This is a genomic window from Nonomuraea sp. NPDC050540 (genome assembly GCF_044457485.1).
Lineage (GTDB): Bacteria > Actinomycetota > Actinomycetes > Streptosporangiales > Streptosporangiaceae > Nonomuraea.
In genome coordinates, this window is sequence record NZ_JBITHA010000001.1 from 1,016,372 (window position 1) to 1,037,435 (window position 21,064).

Sequence of the window (21,064 nt, forward strand, 5' to 3'; positions counted from 1 at the left end):
ACCCCGCTCTTGATAGATCTATGGCCGGACCGCTGCTCGAAGCCCGCGGCATCGTCAAGAGCTACGGCCACGTCGAGGCGCTGCGCGGTGCCGACCTCGCGCTGCCGCCCGGCGAGGTCGTCGCACTGATCGGCGACAACGGCGCGGGCAAGACGACCCTCGCCAAGATCCTGTCCGGGGTCGAACCGCCCGACGACGGCGAGATCCTGCTCGACGGCAGGCCCATGGCCTTCTCCTCCGCCGAGGACGCCAGGGCCGCCGGGATCGAGACCGTCTACCAGGACCTCGCCCTCTGCGCCGACCTCACCCCCGCGGCCAACTTCTTCCTCGGCCGCGAACTGCTCAGGCCCGGCCTGCTCGGCCGCCTCGGACTGCTCGACGACGCCGCCATGCGCGAGCGCGCCCGGCAGGCCTGCGAGCGCCTCGGGATCGAGCTGAAGTCGCCGGACGCGCCGGTCTCCACGCTCTCCGGCGGCCAGCGGCAGGGCGTCGCCGTGGCCAGGGCGGTCACCTGGGCGCGCCGGGTGGTGTTCATGGACGAGCCGACCGCCGCGCTCGGCGTCGTCCAGACCCGCCGCGTGCTCGACCTCATCCGCGGCGTGCGCGACTCCGGCGTGACCGTGCTGCTGATCAGCCACAACATGCAGGACGTCAAGGCCGTCTCCGACCGGGTCGAGGTGCTCAGGCTCGGCCGCCGGGTGGCCCGCTTCGCCACCGCGCAGGTCTCCATGGAAGAACTGGTCGGTGCGATGACGGGAGCCCGCGGATGAGCGGGCGGCTGCTGTCGGCGCAGGTGTTCTGGATCGGGCTCGTGCTCGCGGGCCTGCTCGCCGCCTTCGCCCTCCTGCGGCCCGGCAGCTTCGCCACCCCCTTCAACCTCCTGAACCTGGTCAGCGACGCCGCCATCCTCCTGCTCCTGGCCACCGGCATGACCTACGTGATCATCACCGCGGGGATCGACCTGTCGGTCGGCGGCGTGCTGGTCTTCTCGGCCGTGGCCGCCGCCTTGACGGCCGAGGCCACCGGCTCGCTGCTGGTGGGTGCGGCGGCGGCCGTACTGTCGGGGCTGGGGTGGGGTCTGCTCAACGGCGTGCTCGTCGCGCACGGGCGGATCCCCGCGCTGATCGTCACCCTCGGCACGCTCGGCATGTCGCTCGGCGCCGCGCTGCTGCTGACCGGCGGCGTCGACCTGCGCGCGCCCGGCGAGCTGAACCTCGGCCTCGGCCTGGCCCGCTGGCTCGGCGTGCCCCACCTCGTGTGGATCTGCGGCGCCCTCACCGCCGTGCTCGGCTTCGCCCTCGCCCGCACCCGCTTCGGCCGCCACACCTACGCGATCGGCTCCAACGCCGAGGCCGCCCGCCGCGCCGGCGTGCGCGTCACCAGGCACCTGGTCACGGTGTACGGCCTCGCCGGACTGCTGGCCGGGCTGGCCGGCTACCTGTCACTGGCGAAGTACGGCATCGCCGGCGTGTCCGCTCATTCCACCGACAACCTGCAGGCCATCGCCGCCGTCGTGATCGGCGGCACGTCGCTGTTCGGCGGCGTCGGCACCGTCGCCGGCACCGTCATCGGCGTGTTCATCCCGGCGGTGCTGCAGAACGGCTTCCAGATCCTCGGCGTGCGGCCCTTCTGGCAGCAGGTGGTGGTCGGCGCCGTGCTGATCGCCGCCGTCTACGCCGACCAGCGGCAACGCGCCCGCCGCGACCCATGAGGAGACCCGACATGCGCAAGGCCCTCGCCGCCGCCCTCCTGCTCGCCCTCGCCGCCTGCGGCCAGCCCAGCGCCGGCGGCGCCGTCAGGGTGACACTCGTGCAGGGGCTGGCGGGGGAGGAGTTCTACGAGACGATGGCCTGCGGCGCGCGGGCCAAGGCCAAGGAGCTCGGGGTCGAGCTTGAGGTGCAGGGGCCGCAGAAGTTCGACCCGACCCTGCAGACGCCGATCGTGAACTCGGTCGTGGCCGCCCAGCCGGACGCCCTGCTCATCGCGCCCACCGACGTCAAGGCGATGATCGCCCCGCTCACCCAGGCCAAGCAGCGCAACATCAAGATCATCCTGGTGGACACGGTGGTCGAGGACGCCTCGATCGGCCTGTCCAGGATCAGCACCGACAACGTCAAGGGCGGCGCGGCGGCGGCCAAGGCGCTGTCGGAGCAGATCGGCGGCAAGGGCAAGGTGCTGGTCATCTCCACCGACCCCGGCGTGAGCACGGTGGACGCCCGGATCAAGGGCTTCGAGGAGGAGATCAAGGCGGCACATCCCGGCGTGAGCTCGCTGGGCGTGCAGTACTCGCACAACGACGTCGGCGAGGCCTCCAAGATCGTCAACGCCGCGCTGGCGAAGGACCCCGACCTGGCCGGCGTCTTCGCCACCAACCTCAACTCCGCGACAGGCGCGGGCACGGCGCTGCAGCAGGCAGGCAAGCTCGGCCAGGTCAAGATGGTCGGCTTCGACGCGGGCCCGGCCCAGGTCAAGCAGCTCAGGGACGGCGTCGTGCAGGCGCTCATCGCCCAGTTGCCCGGCGAGATCGGCGCGAAGGGCGTGGAGCAGGCGTTCGCCGCGGTCAAGGGACAGCAGGTGACCGCCGCCATCCCGACCGACGCCACCATCGTGACCCGCGAGAACGTCGACACCCCCGACGTGCGGAGGGTCCTGTACAAGGCGGGATGCTGACGGAGACCGGCGTACGGCCCGGCGATAGGATTTCGTGGTGCGAAGTGCTTCCTCCCGAGCCGAACAGGCCGACCAGCGCCGGGCCGAGCTGCTGGCCGCCACCCGGCGCGTCGTCCTCGAAAAAGGGCTGGCCAACACCCGGATCGCCGACATCGCCAAGGCGGTCAACGTCAGCGGCGGCCTCATCCACTACCACTTCGCCACCAAGGACGAACTCATCACCGCGATGCTCAGGGCCACGCTCGACGTGGAGAGCGCCCGGCTGGAGGAGATCGTGCGCGGGCCCGGCACCGCCGTGCGCCGCTTCGACCGGGTCCTCGACTACTACATCCCGCAGTCGCGCGCCGACCAGAGCTGGCTGCTGTGGCTGGACGCCTGGAACACCGCCCTGCGCGAGCCCGCGGTCAACGCGATCGTCCTGGAGCTGGAGGCGACGTGGCTGCGCGCGATCGAGCGGGTGATCACCGACGGGGTCGACGGTGGCGAGTTCACCTGTGACGACCCGGCCGGAGCGGCCGAACGCCTCGACGCCATGCTCGACGGGCTGGCCATCCGCTACACGCTCCACCCCGGCGTGCTCACCCAGGAGCGACTGCTCGCCCACGCCCGTACCGCCGCCGCCCGCGAGGTCGGGCTGTCTCCCGAGGCGTTCTCCGCATGACGGCCATGCGCGCGCGTGCGTACGGTCTGGCCGGCGGGCCGTACCGGACGGGGGAGCACAACGCGATCACCGACGTGCCCGGCGTGCGCGTCGGCCACACCACGCTGCGGCGTGAGCCCGCGATCCACACCGGCGTGACCGCGGTCGTCCCCGACCGGCTGCCGCTCAGCGCCGGCGTCTACGCGGGCAACGGCTACGGCAAGCTCGTCGGCACCACCCAGGTCGCCGAGCTCGGCGTGATCGAGACGCCGATCCTGCTGACCGCGACCATGTCCACCTTCCGCGTGGCCGACGCGCTGATCAGCTGGATGCTGGCCCGCGACCCCGGCCTGCCGTCGGTCAACCCGGTCGTGGGCGAGTGCAACGACGGCTGGCTGTCCGACATGCCCGCGCGCCCGATCACCGCCGAGCATGTCTTCGCCGCGCTCGACGGCGCCCGCCCGGGACCGGTCGAGGAGGGCTGCGTGGGCGCGGGCACCGGCACCGTCGCCCTGGGTTTCAAGGCAGGCATCGGCACCGCCTCGCGCACCCTCGACCTGGCCGTGGCCGGTCGGGTGACCGTCGGCGCCCTGGTCCAGGCCAACTTCGGCGGCACCCTGCGCACCGGGGCCCGTACGCACGAGGCCGAAGCCGCCTCCGAGCTGGAGCTCCTCGGCCTGGAGACACCTCCCGACGACGGCTCCTGCATGATCGTCGTGGCCACCGACGCCCGCCTGGACGGCCGTCAGCTGACCCGGCTCGCCAAGCGCGGCGTCTACGCCCTCGGCCGGGTCGGCGCCTCCTACTCCCACGGCAGCGGCGACTACGGCCTGGCCTTCTCCACCGCCGTCTCCGGCGAGCACGTCGCCGATCGGCACCTCAGCCCGCTGTTCGAGGCCACCCTCGACGCGGTGGAGGAGTCGGTGCTCAACAGCCTCCTGGCCGCGGTGCCCACCCGGGGCCGCGCCGGCCACACCGCCGCCGCCTGGCGGCCCGTCTAACGCCACCACGGCCGGTCGGCCGGTGCGGTGCGCAGCACGTTCGTCCCGCAGTGGATCGAGCCCAGGCGGACGTGGTAGTACCACGCCTCCACCCACTGCACGCGGTAGCCGAGCTTGTCGGCGACCGCCTCGGTCCAGGCCTCGAACAGGTCCACCTTGTTCTCCGGGATCACCAGCTGCCGCCAGCCGCCGCCCTTCAGTCGCCCGGTGGCGTCGAAGGCGTTCGCGTTGGCCCGCAGGACGAGCCGGCGGACCTGGGCCTCCGGCATGCCGCGGGGGAAGCCGTCGGCGAAGGCGAACGCCAGGTTGGCGAGGTCGGTGGCCGTCGGCTTGCCCACCGACTGGTGGCGGGCCCAGAACGTGGTCCGGTTCAGGCCTCGGGCGCGTAGCCACTGCGGCGTGAGACGCGCCGCGCGCACGGCCTCGGGGAAGCGAGCGGCCACCGCCCGCAGCACCCGGGCCGCCGACTCCGGCGACATGCGCGGCCCGTGCGGGCGGGGGATGAGCAGGCGGTCTCCGGCCACCTGCAGGTTGGCGAGGTTCGGGGTGAAGGCGGTGCTGCGGCCGCTCGCGGGCGAGCGCCGGTCGAAGAAGACCGGGAGGCCGTGGATCGGCATCCTGCCGTCGTACTCCGTGGTGATCCGCTCAACCGCCTCGGTGAGCTGGCCCACCGCGGGGATCTCCGACCCGTCCGGCCCGCTCCTGGCGGGCGCCGGCTCCGCCTCCAGGTCCTCGTTGAGGTTGTCGCTGAAGTAGTACATCTCATAGACCGAGATGCCCGCCGGGTAGACCGGCGCGGGCTGGGTGCTCCAGGGCGAGACGGGCAACGGGATGTCGTGCGCGGTCGGGCCCGAGGCGTTCTGCCGGGCGAGGCGCTGGTAGATCTCCGGGGGTTCGGTGGGCAGGGTCTGGCCCGGTTCGTGATGCTGCAGCCAGCGCAGGCCCCGCAGCAGGTGGGTGATCGGCTTGGTGCCCTGGATCGTGTGGCGGCTCCTGGAGCTGATGTACTGCCAGTTCGTGTACTCGGCGAGGTCACGGGCGTTCAGCCCGCTCAGGAACTCCCGCTTGGCCTCGGTGATGATCAGCAGGGCCATGGCCGGGGCGGCGCGCAGCACCGTGCCCGGGCCGCGCGGGTCGCGCAGGTCCGGCACGAAGGCCAGCATCTCGTCCACGTGGCCCACGTCCAGCCAGCTCGTGTCCACCTCCACCACGCTCTGGTGGCCGTGCGCCTGCCCGCGCAGGAAGGCCAGCAGGTCCGGGTCCATGTCGGTGAGCGTGGAGCCGTCGCCGGCCTGCTGCGTGGTGTTGCCCACGACGACCACTCCGGCGGGGCCGTTCTTGGAGGGCGGGCCGACCTCGATGTTGCCGCCGTAGTTGTGCCCGGAGTGCCAGTTGCCGAGCTGCCGGTCGAGCTTGACCAGTTCGTCGGCGCTCAGGACGAACTCCCGGGCCGGGCGCGGGCCGGCGGCGGGCAGCCGTAGCCGGGCCCGGCCGCCCGCGATCGGCATCTCGGCCGTCACGGCGGCCACCTGCCGGCCCGCGTCGTCGAGCAGCGGGTCGATCAGGTCCTTCTTCCACGGGGTGTCCGGGCGGGTCAGCGCCGCGCGTGCCGTACCGCGCAACAGGCTCAGCAGCAGCTCAAGCTCCGAGCGGGACTTCCACACGTCCGCCCGCGCCGGGCCGATCGCCTTGCGCATGCGGGCGAGGTCCTCCGCGGTGCCGATCCTGGAGACCGTCTCCACCATGTGCCGGCGCAGCACGAGCACCTTCGTCAGCACCGTCAGCAGGCGGTCGCTCTCGGCGAAGCCCATCCGCGCGGGCGCGCCGTCCGGCCCGGGGACGGTCAGCTCGCGGTCCCAGAACGCCTGGCAGACCCCGATGTCCTTGCTCAGGAAGTGCCCGGCCAGCACGCCGCCCAGGTTCGGGGCGCCGGTCCTGGAGGCGTCCGAGCGAGTGCGCGGCGTGTGCAGGAGCACCCGCTGCACCCCGTCGGGGGTCCGCGTATAGCCGAGCTGGTACTGGTCCTGGATCCAGCTGTCCCCGCCGTGCACCTCCTGCGGGATGAGCACCAGCGGCACCCGCAGCGGGGCGAGCGCGGCGCGCACGTCGGCGACGGCGGGCCCGTTGTCGTCCAGCGATCTGGCCGGGTCGTCCTCCCGCACCGCGCACATGTAGAGCCGCTCCAGCCGCCCCGCGTTGCCGATCAGCACGAACGGCGCCAGCGTCACCACCGCCTCGTCCTCGACCACGGTGCCGCCCGCGCCGTCGCGCTCCAGCCGCACCACGATCCTGGCGCCGGTCGGCGGCCCCGCTCCGGGGACCAGCAGCCTGTTGGTCGCGGGACTGGCCGCCAGGTCCACCGCCTCCAAGGCCAGCCTCTTCGGGAACGGCCCCGCCGGTAGCGGATAGCGGGCCAGGTTCCGCATCGGCACCGGCCGGATCCGCACCCCGGTCGAGTCCACGACCGCGATCCGCTGCGGATCGGCCCCCTGCAGGACCACGAACAGCGGGCCGGGCTCGTGGCTCACCTCCTGCACCTGCATCCTGATCGGCTCGTCGTCCCCGGCCGTCTTGGCCTGCCGTTCCCGGTCGGGGGTGGCGGGGCCCGACCTGGCGACCGACGCGGGCAGCCTCCTGGCGTCGGCGTCCAGGTTGGCGCGCACCAGGGCGCCGGGCTCGCGCTTCCTGCCGGCCCACTCCGCCGCGTCCCCGCTCAGCCGCCCGGTGCGGTCGTAGTCGGCGTGCAGGCGGTAGGCGCACACCTCAGCCTTCGCCGGCGTCGAGGGTGACGTGGGCGCCGGGGCGCAGCGCGTCCCGCAGCGGCGGCACCTCGGACAGATCCTGGACCAGCACCAGGTCCGTCGGCACCACCACCTCCCACGGCCTGGACCCGGCCGGGTAGGGCACGCCGCCGTCGATCCTGCCGAGGTTGGTGGTGATCTCGTCGATGATCGGCACGTACAGCTCGTCCTCGACCGTGGGCACGTCGTTGCCGTCCCACACGTTGCCGGTGTGCACGAAGTAGGCCACCGCGCGCTCGAACCCCGGCCGCACCGGCACCTGCACGCGCGCCGCCCCCGCCCGCAGGAACGCGGCGAAGTCCGGGTCGGGGTCGGTGACGTTCAGCGCCGGCACCCAGCGCGCCCGCCGCCCCCACAGGTGCGGGTAGAAGACGTAGAGCATGTTCTGCCACTCGAAGGCGTTCTCCAGGAACCGGATGTAGCGGCCGTTGGCGTTGGCCTTGTCGAGGTCGAGTATGGGCGCGCCGGTCGGGCTCTTGAACGAGTCGAGATTGAGCTCCGGCTGCTTGGCCAGCATCATGATGACCCACTTCTTCAGCTCGTCGCGCTCCACCCGCCGGTTGGCCAGCGGGTTGCGGCCGAACTGCTGAGTGCTGCTGCGTTCGAGCTCGCGCTGCGCCTTGCGCTCGTTGTACTCGGCGAGCTGCTGCTGGTAGGCGGCGATGATGGCGTCGAAGGCCTCGTGCTGCCAGCTCGCGTACGCCTCGGGGGAGAGCTTGCAGTCGACGTCGATCGCCACCGCCCACGCGTTGGCCGCCACGGAGATCGAGACCGACGCGTCCTTCTCCAGCCGGCTCGTCGGGCCGCCCTGCGATCCCCAGGTGTCGTGGAAGTCGTACATCTTGCCGTCGAAGACGATCTGGAACGGGTGCAGCTGGATGTCCGCGGCCCAGATGTGGGTGGCCTGCACGGTCGCCCGGTAGGCGCGGTAGCCCTCGGGGATCTCGACCTTGCCCGCCGCGCCGGTGGAGGTGTAGTTGCCGCCGTCGTACTTGGCGAAGAAGCTCGCCGTGCGCAGCTCCGGCGGCTGCGGGGGCGCGTTGGTCACCCGGTAGCGGGCCAGCAGCGGGCCGTAGGTCCCGGCGTCGATCTGCGCCGGGGTCAGCGGATTGCCCGCGACGGTCGGCGGGGCCGGCTTGACCAGCTCGCTGTCCTGCGGCGGGTTCTCCACCAGGCCGTACAGATAGAACGCCGCCGGCTCCGGCACCACGAAGTCGAACATCATGCGCTGGCCGTAGTTGAAGACCTGGGCGTCGTAGACCTTGTTCAGCCAGCGGTAGATGCCCCGGACGTGGCGGGCCAGGTTGTTGCTGAAGCCGTGCCGGTTGTTCTCCTCGAACTCCTCCAGCGTGCGCTTGCGCACCAGCGTGCGTACCTTCTCGCGGACCTTCTCCACCGTGCGCTGGGTGACCTCCTGCGAGAACGAGGACGCCTTGCGCTGCGACTCCTCGGTGGTCGTGGAGAAGCCCGCCTTGAGGCTGGAGGTGAAGGAGACCGCGGGGCCGTAACTGCCGCTGACCTGCAGGCCGGCCTCGATGTCGAGCTGGCTCTTGACGTGCTTCTCCGCCTCGTTCTGCAGCTCGTTGCGGGTCGTGGACTGAAGGTCCTTCTCCTTTTCCGTCTCCGTCTCGGTCTCCCGCTCGATGATCTCCTCGACCTGGGTGAGGCGGCGGGTGGAGCGCTCGCGGGACTCGCCGGCCATGACGTTCTCGATGTGGGCGTACTCGCCCAGCTCGTAGGCCTTGATCTTCTGCCGGACCACCAGCAGGTCGGCGACGCCCGCCTGCGAGTGCTGGGGGACGGGCGGCGGGTCGGTGACGGCCGGGGAGTCGCCGAGGGCGCGGTGGTAGCGTCCGAGATCGATCTCGCCGCCGTCGAAGGCGAGCACTCCATCGGGTACGGCCCGCGTCCCCACATGTGCGCCGGTCCGCCGCATCTCCTCCTCGATGACCGGAACCGCCCGCAACGGCAGCACCTCGCCGTCGAGCTGCCCCAGCTGTTCCAGGACGCCGGTGGCCGTGCCGCTCAGCCGCGCCACCCCGGAGGCCGACAGCCGGGGGCGTCCGGCATCGGCCGCCCGCAGCCCGGCCAGTTGCCGCTCGACATCGCCGTCCGGCAGGACGGGGGCCAGAACGTCGGGGTACTCGACATGCCGCCCGTCGGTGACCAGCCGCACCAGCTCCCGCCGGGTCTCCTCCAGCCGGGCCAGCCAGTCGCGCGCCTCCTGGTCCGCATCCCCGGAGGGCAGGGACGGCGGCACCGGAAGGGGTTCCTGCCGGGCCCGCCCCAGAAACCCGGGCAACACCACGACGCCCCCACCCACGACGTCCCCCAAGGTCCTCCGCCCACCTCCCACGCGGTGCCCCGGTGCGCCCTGGCCCGGACGCCCGTGATCCACCTGGCCCTGATCCACACCTCCGTGATCCACACCTCCGTGATCCACACCTCCGTGGGCAGCATCGTCCTGGCCCGCGGTCCCGTGGGCCGAGTCGCCCTGGCCGACGTCCCCGTGAGCGGTCTGGCGGGGGATCACCTGCTCCGGGATCGCATGCCCCGAGACGGTCAGGTCTGGGGTGGCCCGATCGGGGATGGCCTGATCCGGTGTGCTGTGGTCCGAGGTGCTGTGGTCCGAGGTGCTGTGGTCCGGTGTGCCTTGGTCTGGGGTGCTTTGGTCCTGGGCGCTTTGGTCCGGGGTGGCGGAGAGGGTGACGGCGAGGGCGAGGAGCTTGGCGTCGAGCAGGTGGCGCTGGCCGTCGCCCGCCGGGTCGCCGAGCAGCGCGGTGGTCAGCACCTGGTCGGTGACCCGGGCCCGCGTGGCGGCGAACCGTTCCCCGGCCACCAGCTCCGGCAGCGCGCTCCCGTAGGCGTGACGGACCAGCGCGTCCAGGTCGGCGTCTTCGAGGGGACGGTCCTGGTTGGCGTAGAACCATTCGCGCAGGGCGGCGGTGTCGAGCGGCTCGGGGTGGTCGGCGGCTGCGCTGTAGCCGCGGGCGATCTCCCGCAGCCCGGCCCGGTCCGCGCCGCTCGCCACGGCCGCCGCGAGCTGCTGGAAGAGCCCGGCGGCCGGGATCAGCACGTTCGGCGGGGGCTGGACACGCGCCTTGGCCGGCCGGACGGTGATGAACCGGAGAATGCCTTCGCTAGCCAATGGGCACCTCACCCTCGCTGAATCCGCTCGACAGCACTCTTGGTGGTGACATGACCACTCAGTGTGCTGAGCTTGACGCGCCAACATTACGTCCGTTAGGTCGGGCTGTCACGGGGTTTTCCCGCTCAGCGGGCCGACTCGGCGGCCGCCACGGCGGCCGGCCCCGCGCGCCCGACGACCGTCACCCTGGACGGGGCCCGGCCGCGTGTGGTGGGTGGGGTGGGGGCTGACGCGGGCGGACATTGGGCGCGCGGAGGGGCGATGGCGGGGGAGGCGCTTTGTTGGGGGAAAGACTGTGGGGGAGAAAGTCCGCGCGGGGAAAATTGCGGGGAGGAGACTGCGCATGAGAAGACTACGCATGAGGAGATTGCGCACGAGATGATTGTGCGCGAGGTGATTGCGCCGGGATTACGCGGGCAGCGCGGCGAGGAGGAATGCGAGGCGGGCGGCGGCGGCTTCCACGTCGTCGGTGCTGCCCAGGCGGTAGCCCCAGGAGGTGACGAAGGCGCCCTCGTCGGAGCACGTGACGGTCTCGGTCAGCGTGGTGGAGAAGCGGTTGCGGACCGACACATAGGCGGGATCGCAGGCCAGGGCCACACTTTGGACCGAGAGGTCGGCGTGGCGACCCGCGTACCAGGCGAAGCGCTCCAGGCAGAGCGTGGTGTCCAGCATCAGGCGTCACCTCCGCAACGTCTCGCGCCACAGAATTGCACGATCTTCGCTCGCGGGGCAAGCAATTGCAGGGATTAAAGTGAGGATTGTTTCCCGTATTCGTGAAGAATCCGGATGATGAGAGCCCTGCCGGATTCGTCGAAATGGGCGACCTTGCAGTACTCGTCGAACGCGCTCACGTAGAAGGCGATGTCGTCGGGATCGCGGAGGACCAGGTCTTTCGTCATCGTGGCGACCCCGACCATGGCCTCGTTGTAGATCCAGAAGCCGTTGATCGGCGAGGACGGCAGCTCGGCGGAGTAGGGGATGACGCCGAACTCGACGTTCGGCAGCGTGCTGACGGCCAGCAGGCGGTCGAGCTGGCCGCGCATCACGTCGATCGGGGCGAGCCTGGTGTGGAGCACCGCCTCGGGCACCACGAAGCGGAAGGTGCGCGTCGGGTCGTAGAGGATCTCCTGGCGTTGCATCCGCACGCGTACCGCCGCGTCGATCTGGTCGGGGGCGCTGTAGAGGCGTTTGACCTTGCGGAAGACGTGCCGGGCGTACTCGGTGGTCTGCAGCAGGCCCACCACGATGCCCGGCTCGAACACGCGGAACAGGCGGGTGCGCGCCTCCAGGTCGCGGATGTCCTCCTGGATGGCGGCCAGTCCGCTGCGGTGGCGTTGCTTCCAGTCGTCGTGCCGCTCCAGCAGGGAGATCGCCTGGCCGATCAACTGGTCCGTCACCTCCGGAGCGGCCTGTACGGCGGTCGCCCACACCACCACGTCGTCCTCCGTCGCGGTCTGGCGGGCGTTCTCCAGCCGGGAGACCTTGGACGGTTGCCAGCCAAGCCGCTCGGCCAGATCCTTGCCGGACAGGTGCACGGCCTCGCGCAGATGGCGAAGCTGGGCGCCGAGGTCGATGCGCGCCTGCTGAAAGGACGTCACGCCGCTAGAGGCTAGACCTGTGGGCATGGATCATGCCAGGCCCGGTTTCGCAATTGTGATCATTCGGTCGCGGCGCGTGGCTTTCCGGCGGCCGGAAAGCGGAATGCCCGCGCCGAGGGGTGACGCGGGCAAGAGGGGCGCTCCGGGGCGGGCGAGCGTCCGTGAGGGGTCAGAGGACTCGGCGGGCGATGTCTACGAGCAGCTCACGTGGTACTTCGACCGCCGTCTCGCCGTCGAGGACGTCGCGCAGATCGGCGAGCGCCTCGGGGTCGGTGAGCTGGAGGCCCTGCACCACGATGGTGCCGCGGTCGGTCTCGTAGAGGGTGGGACAGGCCCCGGCTTCCGAAGTGGAGCCGAGAAACCGCATACGCATGACGATCCTTCCCCGATCAATCCTGCAATTGCGTGCAATTGTAGGAGCTCCAGGGATTTATGTGATCGTTTTAGTTCAAATTGGTATGAGTCGGTCACCGGGGGCCGGTCAGGCGCACGTCGCCCTTTGTCGACAACACGAAGACCTGCCAGTTGTAGTACGCGTAGAAGCTGCGCGGGTCGCGCTTGATCTGGGCGGCGTGGGCCAGCACCGCGTCCACGTAACGCACGTCGTGGTTGTAGGCGAAGACGGCGCGGCGGTAGTTCCGGGGGGCGCCGGTGGCCTTCAGATAGTTGGCGGCGGCCATGATCGAGTCCCTGGACTTGTGGACGTCGCCGCCCATGCCGTACATCTTCCAGGTGCCCGGCATGAACTGCATCGGCCCCTGCGCGCCCGTGGAACTGGCCGAGCGCACGCGGCCGAACTTCGTCTCCACCAGCATGATCGCCGCCAGCACCTCCCACTCGACGCCGAAGCGCTTCTCCGCCCTGACCATGTGGCCGCGCAGCGTTCCGGCCGGTTCCGCCTGCGCGAGGCGCATCTTCGCCCGGCGGGCCGCGGTGATCGGGCGGGCCATCGACAGCAGTTTGCCGACCGCCTTGGCGTTGTCGCGGGCCTCGGCGGCCACCGGCCTGGGCAGCTTGGCGATGACGGCGCGGGCCAGCGTGGAGTTTCTGGCCAGCTTGCGGTAGACGCGCTGGTGGTGGAGGGCGTACAGGACGACCTCCTGCGGCGGCTGGACGGCCTTGCTCCTGGTCCAGGCGTCGATGCCGGAGTAGAGGGCGGCGGTGGTGGCCTTCAGGTCGGCGGCCAGCTTGGCGGGGTCCGACGGGATGGGCGCGTCAGGGGCGGGGGCGTCGCCGGGCGCGTTCTGGGAGGTGCCCTGGGGCGTGGTGGCCGGAGACTCGGCCGCGGGCTTGAGCTGTTCCCGGGCTGCGCTGCCGCTTGCCGTACCGCCGCATCCGGACAGGACGACGGCCAGGGACGCTGCGAGGACGAGTCTCATGACGTCCCACCGTAGTGCCTGATCAGCTAGATATCGGCGTATTTCGCCCGAGCGGCAGCAATCTTGTCCGGCAAGTACTCCGTGGGCCACAAACCCGGCGCCGGCGCGTAGTCCTTCAGCACGCGGCGCGCGATCGAGGCCTGGTGCACCTCCGTCGGCCCGTCCATGATTCCCATCAGCGGCGCCGCCTGCCACAGCCGCGCCAGCGGCGTGTCGTTGGAGACGCCGAGCGCGCCGTGCAGGTGCATCGCCCGGTAGACCACGTCGTGGAAGACCCGGGCCGCCGCCACCTTGCAGGCCGCGATCTGCGTGCGCGCCTCCCGCGTCGACGACCGGTCGATCAGCCACGCCGTGTGCAGCACGAGCAGCCGGAACTGCTGGATCTGCAGGTAGGAGTCGGCGATCGCCGCCTGAACGAGCTGCTTGCCGGCCAGCACCCCGTCGTGGGTGGCCCGCGACAGCGCCCGCTCGCACATCATGTCGAAGGCCCGCTTGACCGCCGCGACCGTGCGCATCGCGTGGTGCACCCGGCCGCCGCCCAGCCGGGCCTGCGCCACCGCGAACGCCCCGCCCTCCTCGCCGAGCAGCGCGTCGGCGCCCACCCGTACGCCGGTGTAGCGCAGGTGCGCGTGATGGCCGGAGCGGTCGCCCATCGTGCCGATGTTGCGCACGATCTCCACGCCCTGTGTGTCCGACGGCACCAGGAACATCGACATCCGCCGGTACGGGTGCGCCTCGGGGTCGGTCACCGCCATCACGATGAAGAAGGCGGCGTTGTGGGCGTTGGAGGTGAAGTACTTCTCGCCGTCCAGGACCCACTCCTCGCCGTCCCTGGCCGCGCTCATCGTGAACAGCCTCGGGTCCGATCCGCCCTGCGGCTCGGTCATCGAGTACGCGGAGAACACCTCGCCGTCCAGCAGGGGACGCAGGTAGCGCTCCTTCTGGGCGGCGGTGCCGTACATGGCGATGATCTCGGCGTTGCCGGTGTCGGGCGCCTGGCAGCCGAAGATGACCGGGGCCCAGGTGGACCGGCCGATCAGCTCGTTCATCAGGGCCAGCCTGAGCTGGCCGAACCCTTGGCCGCCGAGTTCGGAGCCGAGGTGGCAGGCCCACAGGCCCTGCGCCCTGACCTGCTCCTTGAGCGGGTCCACGATCTTGCGCAGCCGCTCGTCCGGCGTGCTGTACGCCTGGCCGGGGAAGACCAGGTCGAGCGGCTCCACCTCCTCGCGGATGAACGCGTCCATCCAGTCGAGCTTGGCCTGGAACTCCGGCTCTACCGCGAAATCCATGTCTGTGCCCTCGCAAACAGGTCCAGGGTGGTCTGGTGGAGGAGGTCCCCGATGTCCTTGGGCGCCTTTCCCGCGCAGGCGCGGGCGTGGCTGCCCTCGAGCACGATGCCGAGCTTGAAGCAGGCCATGACCGCGTACCAGTCGATCGCCGACATGTCCCGGTCGGTCAGCGAGGCGTAGCAGGCGACGATCTCGTCCTCGGACGGCAGCCCCGGCACGTGCCCGGCGTTCGACGGCCAGGTGGCCAGCAGCCAGCCGAGGTCCAGCAGCGGGTCGCCGACCGTGCACATCTCCCAGTCCACGATGGCCGCCACGCGCGGGCCGTCGTGGGCGAACATCAGGTTCGCGAAGTGGTAGTCGCCGTGCATCACTCCCGGCGTGAACGACTCCGGCCGGTGGCGCTCCAGCCAGGTGGCGGTCTCGCTCAGCAGCGGGATCTCGGGGCCCGGGTAGCCGTCGAGCTTGCCGTAGGACTCCAGTTCGGCCGTCCAGCGCGGCACCTGCCGTTCCAGGAACCCCTCGGGCCTGCCGAACCCCGGCAGCCGCCCGGGATCCACCCGCCCGAGCTCGGCCAGCGCGACCGCGGCCTCCAGCCCCATCCGGTGCCGGATCGCCGCGTCCGAGGCGTGCGGCTCCGGCAGCCCGGTCGAGGGGTTGAAGCCGTCGACCGGCTCCATCAGGTAGTAGACGGGCTCGTCCGCGGTCTGCGCGGCGATCAGCCGCGGCGCGGGCACCGCGGTGTCGCGCAGCGCCGCGAGCACCCTCGCCTCACGCCGCAGCACCTCGTTGCTCTTGCGCCGCGGCCGCAGCGGCGGCCTTCTCAGGATGTACGGCCGGCCGCCCCGCGAGAAGCGCACCATCACGTTCTGCGTGCCGCCGAGCACCGGCGCGACGTCCCCGATGGGCCCGCCGGGCAGGCCATGCCCGTCCATCCAGGCCCCGAGCGCGTCGAAGTCGATCGTGCTGACGTCGATGTGCGTGGAGGTCATGGCACCCTTCGGACCCGGATCAGAATCAAATTCTAGTCGTGAATCTACGGCCGCCCTTCGCCGAAGGTCAACCCAGCGAGACCATCAGCGGCAGGAACCGGCGCGCGTGGTCGCCCGGCAGGGCGCCGCCCCGCACCATCACCGTGTTCGGGAACGGCGAGCCGAGCCCGCGCTCCACCGCCCACGCGACCAGTCCGGGACGGCTCATGTCGAGGTCGAGCCTGACCGGCAGGTCCCAGCCCGCGCCCAGGTCGCCGATGAGCGCCGTGGCCTGCTCGGTGTCCTGGGCGACGAGGGGGCCGATGACGATGTGGGTGTCGTTGTGCCACGCGCCGCCGTACCCCTCGATCCTGCCGCCCGCTTCCAGCACCCTGACCCGCTCGTGGAAGGCGGGCATGCGGCGCAGCAGGTCCGAGCGGTCGGCGCCGAAGACCTTCGCGTCCAGCGCGAGGATGTCGTCCAGGTCGCGCTCGGTCGCGGGGCGGGTCGCGCCGGACGGCGCGCCCGTGAACGGGCCCCGGTGGGACTCGACGCGGCCCACCGCGCGGAAGCCGAGGCGCTCGTAGACGGGTCGGCCGTTGGCGGTGGAATAGAGCCAGACGGTGCGCTCGCCCGCCGTGTCGAGGATGTGGCCGACGACGCGGCCGGCCAGGCCCCGGCGCTCGTGCTCCGCCGCGGTCAGGACCATGCTGACCGCGGCGGCGTCCGGCCCGTAGGGGACCAGGAGCGCGGTGGAGGCCAGGCCGCCGCCGGGGGCGTCGATGCCGTAGACCTCGCCGACGTCGAACAGGAAGCGCCACTTGTGCTCCTCCGCACCCCAATGGCGGGAGACGGCCAGGCGGGAACAGGCGGGCAGGTCGTCGTGGGTGAGTCGCCGAACGTGCATCCGGACATGATGCCCTGACCGGGCATGGGCGATGATGTCGGGTCATGGAGTGCGTGGTGGCGGTGGACGTGGGCGGGACCCCATCGGCGCGATCGTCATCGGCGGCGGGCTGTCGCTGGCGGGCGAGGACCTGCTCACCCCGCTGAGGGAGCGCCTGAGCGCGCGACTCGCCTTCCGCGGCGCCCCGGAACTGGCCGTCTCACGGCTGGGCGGCGAGGCGGGACTGCTCGGCGCGGGCCTGCTGGGCTGGCGCCAGGCGAGGTAGGCAGGCGAGCCAGGGCCGGGCGGGAAGGCAGGCGAGCCAGGGCGGGTGGTCAGGTCAGGTAGTCCGCCGGGATGTCGGCCGTCTGGGCCCGGAGTTCCTCGCCCAGCGCCTTGGCCTGCGGGTCGAGTCGCGGGCTGGCCGCCACGCCTCGCCCCAGCAGCCCGTGGACGACGAAGTTGACCGCGTTCAGGTTGGGCAGCTCGTACCGGTCGAGGCGGTATCCGGCCAGGTGGGGGAGCAGCTCCCGGAGCCGGTCGGCGGTCAGGTAGGCGGCCAGCCAGCCGTACTGGGCGGGCGATCGCACCCACACGCCCAGGTTCGCGTTTCCGCCCTTGTCGCCCGACCGGGCCCCGGCCACCCGGCCCAGTGGCGCCCGCACGGTGGGCCCGCCGGTGTAGGCGGGCGCCTCGGCCGCCGCCCCGCCGAAACCGCCCGAGGCCGTCGCCCCGTCGAAGCCGCCCTCGGCCGCTGCCCTGTCGAGATTGCCCGTGTGCTCGGCCTCGGCGGGTACCTCCACCGGCGTACCGTCCACCGTCACCCGCGCCCGCACCGAGCCGGCGGGCACGAGAACGGGCCAGTACACCCCATAGGGCGAGGCGTTCCCCGGCGGGGTGAGCCCGTAGAAGCCCGGATAGCTGGCCAGTCCCGTCTCCACCACCGCGGAGGAGAACGCGCGCCCGGCCACCTTCGCGTCGCCCGACATGACGGTGATCCGCAGCAGCGGCGGGTCGACGCTCACGTCCACCTCGTCGAACGCCTCGCGCGGCACCCGGGCCCAGATCGCCTCCTGCGCCACCCGCGCCTTCTCCTCCAGGTCCAGGCCGGTGAGCATCAGCGTCATCGTGTTGCGGTAGCCGCCCAGGTAGTTGACGGCCACCTTCAGCGTGTCCGGCGGCGGCGATCCGCGTACGCCGCTGACGCGGACCCGGTCGGGCGCCTCCTGCTCCAGCGTGACGGTGTCGAAGTGGGCGGTGACGTCGGGGCCGAGGTAGCGGGGGCCGCCGATCTCGTACAGGAGCTGGGCGGTCACGGTGCCGACCGTGACGGCGCCGCCGGTGCCCGGGTGCTTGGTGATCACCGCGGAGCCGTCGGGCTCCAGTTCGGCGATCGGGAAGCCGCAGTGCGCCAGGCCGGGGATCTCGGTGAAGAACGCGTAGTTGCCGCCGGTGGCCTGGCAGCCGCACTCGATGACGTGCCCGGCGGCCACTGAACCGGCGAGCGCGTCGTAGTCGGTGGGGCGCCAGCCGTACCGCCAGATGCCGGGGCCCGTGACCAGGGCGGCGTCGGTGACGCGGCCGGTCACCACCACGTCGGCGCCGGCCGTGAGGGCGGCGGCGATGGGGCGTCCGCCGAGGTAGGCGCTGGCGGTGAGCGGGGTGGCGTCGAGCTTCTCGCCGGTGTCGGCGTTCGTGAGGTCGAGGTCGCGGCCGGTCAGGTCGTCGCCGCTGACGGCCGCGACGGAGGCGCGCAGCCCCAGGCGGGCGGCCAGGTCGGTGACGGCGGCGGCGCAGCCTTCCGGGTCGAGCCCGCCGGCGTTCGAGACGATCTTGATGCCGCGGTCCAGGCAGGTGCCCAGCACCTCCTCCAGCTGCCTGAGGAAGGTGGGGGCGTAACCGGGGCGGCCCTTCAGGCGGTTGCCGGCCAGGATGAGCATGGTCAGCTCGGCCAGCCAGTCGCCGGTCAGCACGTCGATCGGGCCGTCCTCGACCATCTCGCGGGCCGCGGACAGGCGGTCGCCGTAGAAGCCGCTGCAGTTGGCCACGCGCAGGGTCACGGCACCCACTTCGGCGGGCGTTTGTCCACGAAGGCGGAGATGCCCTCCTGGCCCTCCTCCGAGGTGAAGCGCTGCGCGGACAACGCGGTCATCTGCCGCAGGCCCTCCTCGAACGACACCTGCGGGATGTCGCGCACCATCCGCTTGGTGATCGCGAGCGCCTCGGGTCCGCCCCTGAGGAGCATCTCGGCGTAGCGCGCCACCTCGGCGTCCAGCCTGTCCCCGGGTACGGCCCGCGTCAGCAGCCCGATCTCCGCGGCACGGGCGGCGTCGAAGACCTCGCCGGTCAGGAAGTACTCGGCGGCGGCCCGGGGGTCCAGCCTGCGCAGCACCGGCACCGAGATCATCGCCGGTACGACGCCGAGCCGTACCTCCGTGAAGGCGAACGAGGCGGTGTCCGGGGCGATCGCGAAGTCGCAGGCGGCGACCAGCCCGAGTCCGCCCGCCCGCGCGGTGCCGTTGAGGCGGCAGATGACCGGTTTGGGACTCTCCCAGATCAGCCCCAGGATCTCCGGGAACGACGCCGTCACCGGCGCGTCCCCCGCCCCGGCGGCCGGTTCGATGCGCTGCTCCTTCAGGTCGGCGCCCGAGCAGAAGACCGGGCCGGTGCCGGTCAGCACGATCAGGCGTACCTCCGGCTCGGCCAGCGCCCAGTTGAGCCTGGCCTCAAGGTCGCCGAGCAGACGCACCGACAGGGCGTTGCGGTTCGGCGGTGAGTCCAGCGTGATCGTGGCGATGCCGCCGTCGAGCTCCTTGTGGACCAGACTGCTCACTCGTCCCCCTCCTGGATGATCGCCAGCACGCTGCCCGCCTCCACCTGCTGCCCCTTTTCCACGCGCAGCCCGGCGACGACGCCGTCGGCGGGCGCGGCGATCTGATGCTCCATCTTCATGGCCTCCAGCACCAGCACCACCTGACCCTTGGTCACGCGCTCGCCGGGCTCGACCTCCACGCGCAGCACGCTACCGGGCATGGGCGCGAGCAGTGATCCCGGGGCCACGTGCTCGACCGGCTCGGGCAGCCGCGGCAGCGGCGTCAGGCGGGCGGAGCCGACGTAGACGGCGTCGTCGTAGCGGGCGACGTCGTGGGCGTGCCTGATCCCGTCCCGCTCCAGCACCACACGGTACGGCGTCGCCGTCACGACCGTGACCCCCTCCGGCAAGGGGCGATAGACCACCTCGATCTCGGCGAACCTCACGCGTTCCTCCTGCGAGCGGACATTGCGCCAGCCGGCGGGCAGCGTGGCCAGGACCTTGGCCCCGGCCCGGTTGGCGGCGGCCAGGGCGAGGGCGGCCGCCAGGGCTTCCAGCTCAGTGGGTTCCGGGGTGGCGGTGAGATCGTGCTGGTCGAGGAAGCCGGTGTGGGTGGCGCCTGCCACGTAGTCCGGATTTTTCAGGATATTGAGGAGGAGATCGCGGTTTGTGGTGAGGCCATGGAGTTTGGCGTGTTTAAGGGCGCCGGTCAGTTTCCTGATCGCCGCGGCTCGGGTGTCCCCGTGGGCGATCACCTTGGCCAGCATGGCGTCGTAGTGGGTGGAGACCACGGAGCCCGATTCGACCCCCGAATCCACCCGGACCGGGCCCTCGATCTCGAACCTGTGCAGGGTGCCGGACTGCGGGACGTAGTGGGCGTCCTCCGCGTACAGGCGGACCTCGATCGCGTGGCCGGCCGGTTCCGGGGGCGCTTCTGGCAGGGCGGCGCCCTCCGCGACCTCAAGCTGGAGCCTGACCAGGTCGACGCCGTAGACCAGTTCGGTGACCGGGTGCTCCACCTGAAGGCGGGTGTTCATCTCCAGGAACGCCACGGTGTCGTCCTTGACCAGGAACTCCACGGTGCCGGCACCGGTGTAGCCGATGGCGCGGGCGGCGCTGACGGCGGCCCGCTGGAGCCTGTCCCGCATCTCGCCGGAGATCGCGGGGGACGGGCATTCCTCCAGCACCTTCTGGTGGCGGCGCTGGACGCTGCACTCGCGCTCGCCCAGGGCCCAGAAGGTGCCGTGGGTGTCGGCCAGGATCTGCACCTCGATGTGCCGGGCGCCTTCCAGCAGCGGCTCCACGAACACCGTGCCGTCACCGAAGGCCGCCTCGGCCTCCCGCCGCGCCGAGGCCACCTCCCGCTCAAGGTCGTCGGCCGAGCGCACCACCCGCATCCCCCGCCCGCCGCCCCCGGCCGACGCCTTGACCAGCAGCGGATAGGGCAGCCGCTCCGGCCGGCCGAGGGGGAGTGACGTCAGGGCGGGCACGCCCGCCTCGGCCATCAGGCGTTTGGCCTCGACCTTGGAGCCCATGGCGGCGATCGACTCGGGGGAGGGGCCCACCCAGGTCAGGCCCGCGTCCAGGACCGCTTGGGCGAAGGCGGCGTTCTCCGACAGGAAGCCGTAGCCGGGGTGGACGGCGTCGGCGCCGGACACTCGGGCCGCCTCGATGATTCGGGAAATGTCGAGATAGGTGGCGCCGGGGGTGACGCCGCTGAGCCGTACCGCGTGATCGGCTTCTGCCACGTGCGGCGCGTCCGCGTCGGCGTCGGAGAAGACCGCGACGGTCTCGATGCCCAGCTCGCGGCAGGTGCGGAAGACGCGCCGGGCGATCTCCCCGCGGTTGGCGACGAGCAGGCGCGTGATCACG

At 71.8% G+C, this 21,064-nt stretch carries 18 protein-coding genes; 6 read left to right on the forward strand and 12 right to left on the reverse strand.

Annotation, left to right across the window (positions count from 1 at the left end; all coding sequences use genetic code 11):
• Positions 1–20: 20 nt before the first annotated feature.
• Genes ACIBI5_RS04580 through ACIBI5_RS04600 form a run of 5 tightly spaced genes read left to right on the forward strand, consistent with a single transcriptional unit; the run spans position 21 to position 4,311 of the window.
• On the forward strand, positions 21–770 hold the full coding sequence (locus ACIBI5_RS04580) for an ATP-binding cassette domain-containing protein (RefSeq protein ID WP_397243121.1): 750 nt from the start codon (positions 21–23) through the stop codon (positions 768–770).
• Entirely contained in the window at positions 767–1,711 is a 945-nt protein-coding gene (locus ACIBI5_RS04585; protein ID WP_397243123.1) for an ABC transporter permease, read from the forward strand. The genes ACIBI5_RS04580 and ACIBI5_RS04585 overlap by 4 nt, the downstream gene beginning before the upstream one ends.
• An 11-nt stretch (positions 1,712–1,722) precedes the next feature.
• Positions 1,723–2,670, forward strand: a complete 948-nt coding sequence (locus tag ACIBI5_RS04590) for an ABC transporter substrate-binding protein (RefSeq protein ID WP_397243125.1) — start codon at positions 1,723–1,725, stop codon at positions 2,668–2,670.
• Positions 2,671–2,707: 37 nt separating this feature from the next.
• Complete coding sequence (locus ACIBI5_RS04595) at positions 2,708–3,331, forward strand: TetR/AcrR family transcriptional regulator (protein ID WP_397243126.1); 624 nt, start codon at positions 2,708–2,710, stop codon at positions 3,329–3,331.
• Positions 3,328–4,311 carry a P1 family peptidase gene (locus ACIBI5_RS04600; protein ID WP_397243128.1) on the forward strand — a complete coding sequence of 328 codons (984 nt, stop codon included), beginning with the start codon at positions 3,328–3,330 and terminating at the stop codon, positions 4,309–4,311. Before ACIBI5_RS04595 ends, ACIBI5_RS04600 begins: the two co-directional genes overlap by 4 nt.
• Here ACIBI5_RS04600 and ACIBI5_RS04605 read toward each other — a convergent pair.
• From ACIBI5_RS04605 to ACIBI5_RS04645, 9 genes are all read right to left on the reverse strand, one after another.
• Positions 4,308–7,073 (reverse strand): protein-arginine deiminase family protein, encoded by a 2,766-nt coding sequence (locus ACIBI5_RS04605; RefSeq protein WP_397243130.1) that lies wholly within the window; start codon positions 7,071–7,073, stop codon positions 4,308–4,310. The genes ACIBI5_RS04600 and ACIBI5_RS04605 overlap by 4 nt on opposite strands.
• Before the next feature lies 1 nt (position 7,074).
• Positions 7,075–10,260, reverse strand: a complete 3,186-nt coding sequence (locus ACIBI5_RS04610; RefSeq protein ID WP_397243132.1) for a hypothetical protein — start codon at positions 10,258–10,260, stop codon at positions 7,075–7,077.
• Between the two features lie 408 nt (positions 10,261–10,668).
• Positions 10,669–10,932 (reverse strand): hypothetical protein, encoded by a 264-nt coding sequence (locus ACIBI5_RS04615; protein WP_184962528.1) that lies wholly within the window; start codon positions 10,930–10,932, stop codon positions 10,669–10,671.
• A 74-nt stretch (positions 10,933–11,006) separates the two neighbouring features.
• Positions 11,007–11,858, reverse strand: coding sequence for a helix-turn-helix domain-containing protein (locus ACIBI5_RS04620; RefSeq protein ID WP_397243134.1), 852 nt, complete (start codon positions 11,856–11,858; stop codon positions 11,007–11,009).
• Between the two features lie 169 nt (positions 11,859–12,027).
• Positions 12,028–12,231 (reverse strand): hypothetical protein, encoded by a 204-nt coding sequence (locus ACIBI5_RS04625; protein WP_184962524.1) that lies wholly within the window; start codon positions 12,229–12,231, stop codon positions 12,028–12,030.
• A gap of 94 nt (positions 12,232–12,325) precedes the next feature.
• Complete coding sequence (locus ACIBI5_RS04630; protein WP_397243136.1) at positions 12,326–13,237, reverse strand: transglycosylase SLT domain-containing protein; 912 nt, start codon at positions 13,235–13,237, stop codon at positions 12,326–12,328.
• Between the two features lie 26 nt (positions 13,238–13,263).
• Positions 13,264–14,526, reverse strand: a complete 1,263-nt coding sequence (locus ACIBI5_RS04635) for an acyl-CoA dehydrogenase family protein (protein WP_397243138.1) — start codon at positions 14,524–14,526, stop codon at positions 13,264–13,266.
• Positions 14,511–15,515: a phosphotransferase family protein gene (locus ACIBI5_RS04640; RefSeq protein WP_397243140.1), complete on the reverse strand. Its 1,005-nt coding sequence runs from the start codon at positions 15,513–15,515 to the stop codon at positions 14,511–14,513. The genes ACIBI5_RS04635 and ACIBI5_RS04640 overlap by 16 nt, the downstream gene beginning before the upstream one ends.
• Positions 15,516–15,582: 67 nt before the next feature.
• Entirely contained in the window at positions 15,583–16,401 is an 819-nt protein-coding gene (locus ACIBI5_RS04645; protein ID WP_397243142.1) for a GNAT family N-acetyltransferase, read from the reverse strand.
• Positions 16,402–16,450: 49 nt separating this feature from the next.
• Between ACIBI5_RS04645 and ACIBI5_RS04650 the strand changes: the two genes are divergently transcribed.
• Positions 16,451–16,666 (forward strand): hypothetical protein, encoded by a 216-nt coding sequence (locus ACIBI5_RS04650; protein ID WP_397243144.1) that lies wholly within the window; start codon positions 16,451–16,453, stop codon positions 16,664–16,666.
• 49 nt (positions 16,667–16,715) lie between these two features.
• Here the strand turns inward: ACIBI5_RS04650 and ACIBI5_RS04655 are convergent, their stop codons facing one another.
• Genes ACIBI5_RS04655 through ACIBI5_RS04665 form a run of 3 tightly spaced genes read right to left on the reverse strand, consistent with a single transcriptional unit; the run spans position 16,716 to position 21,063 of the window.
• Positions 16,716–18,440 (reverse strand): acyclic terpene utilization AtuA family protein, encoded by a 1,725-nt coding sequence (locus ACIBI5_RS04655; protein ID WP_397243146.1) that lies wholly within the window; start codon positions 18,438–18,440, stop codon positions 16,716–16,718.
• Positions 18,437–19,213 (reverse strand): enoyl-CoA hydratase-related protein, encoded by a 777-nt coding sequence (locus ACIBI5_RS04660; protein ID WP_397243148.1) that lies wholly within the window; start codon positions 19,211–19,213, stop codon positions 18,437–18,439. The genes ACIBI5_RS04655 and ACIBI5_RS04660 overlap by 4 nt, the downstream gene beginning before the upstream one ends.
• Positions 19,210–21,063, reverse strand: a complete 1,854-nt coding sequence (locus tag ACIBI5_RS04665; RefSeq protein WP_397243791.1) for an acetyl/propionyl/methylcrotonyl-CoA carboxylase subunit alpha — start codon at positions 21,061–21,063, stop codon at positions 19,210–19,212. Before ACIBI5_RS04665 ends, ACIBI5_RS04660 begins: the two co-directional genes overlap by 4 nt.
• Position 21,064 lies beyond the last annotated feature (1 nt).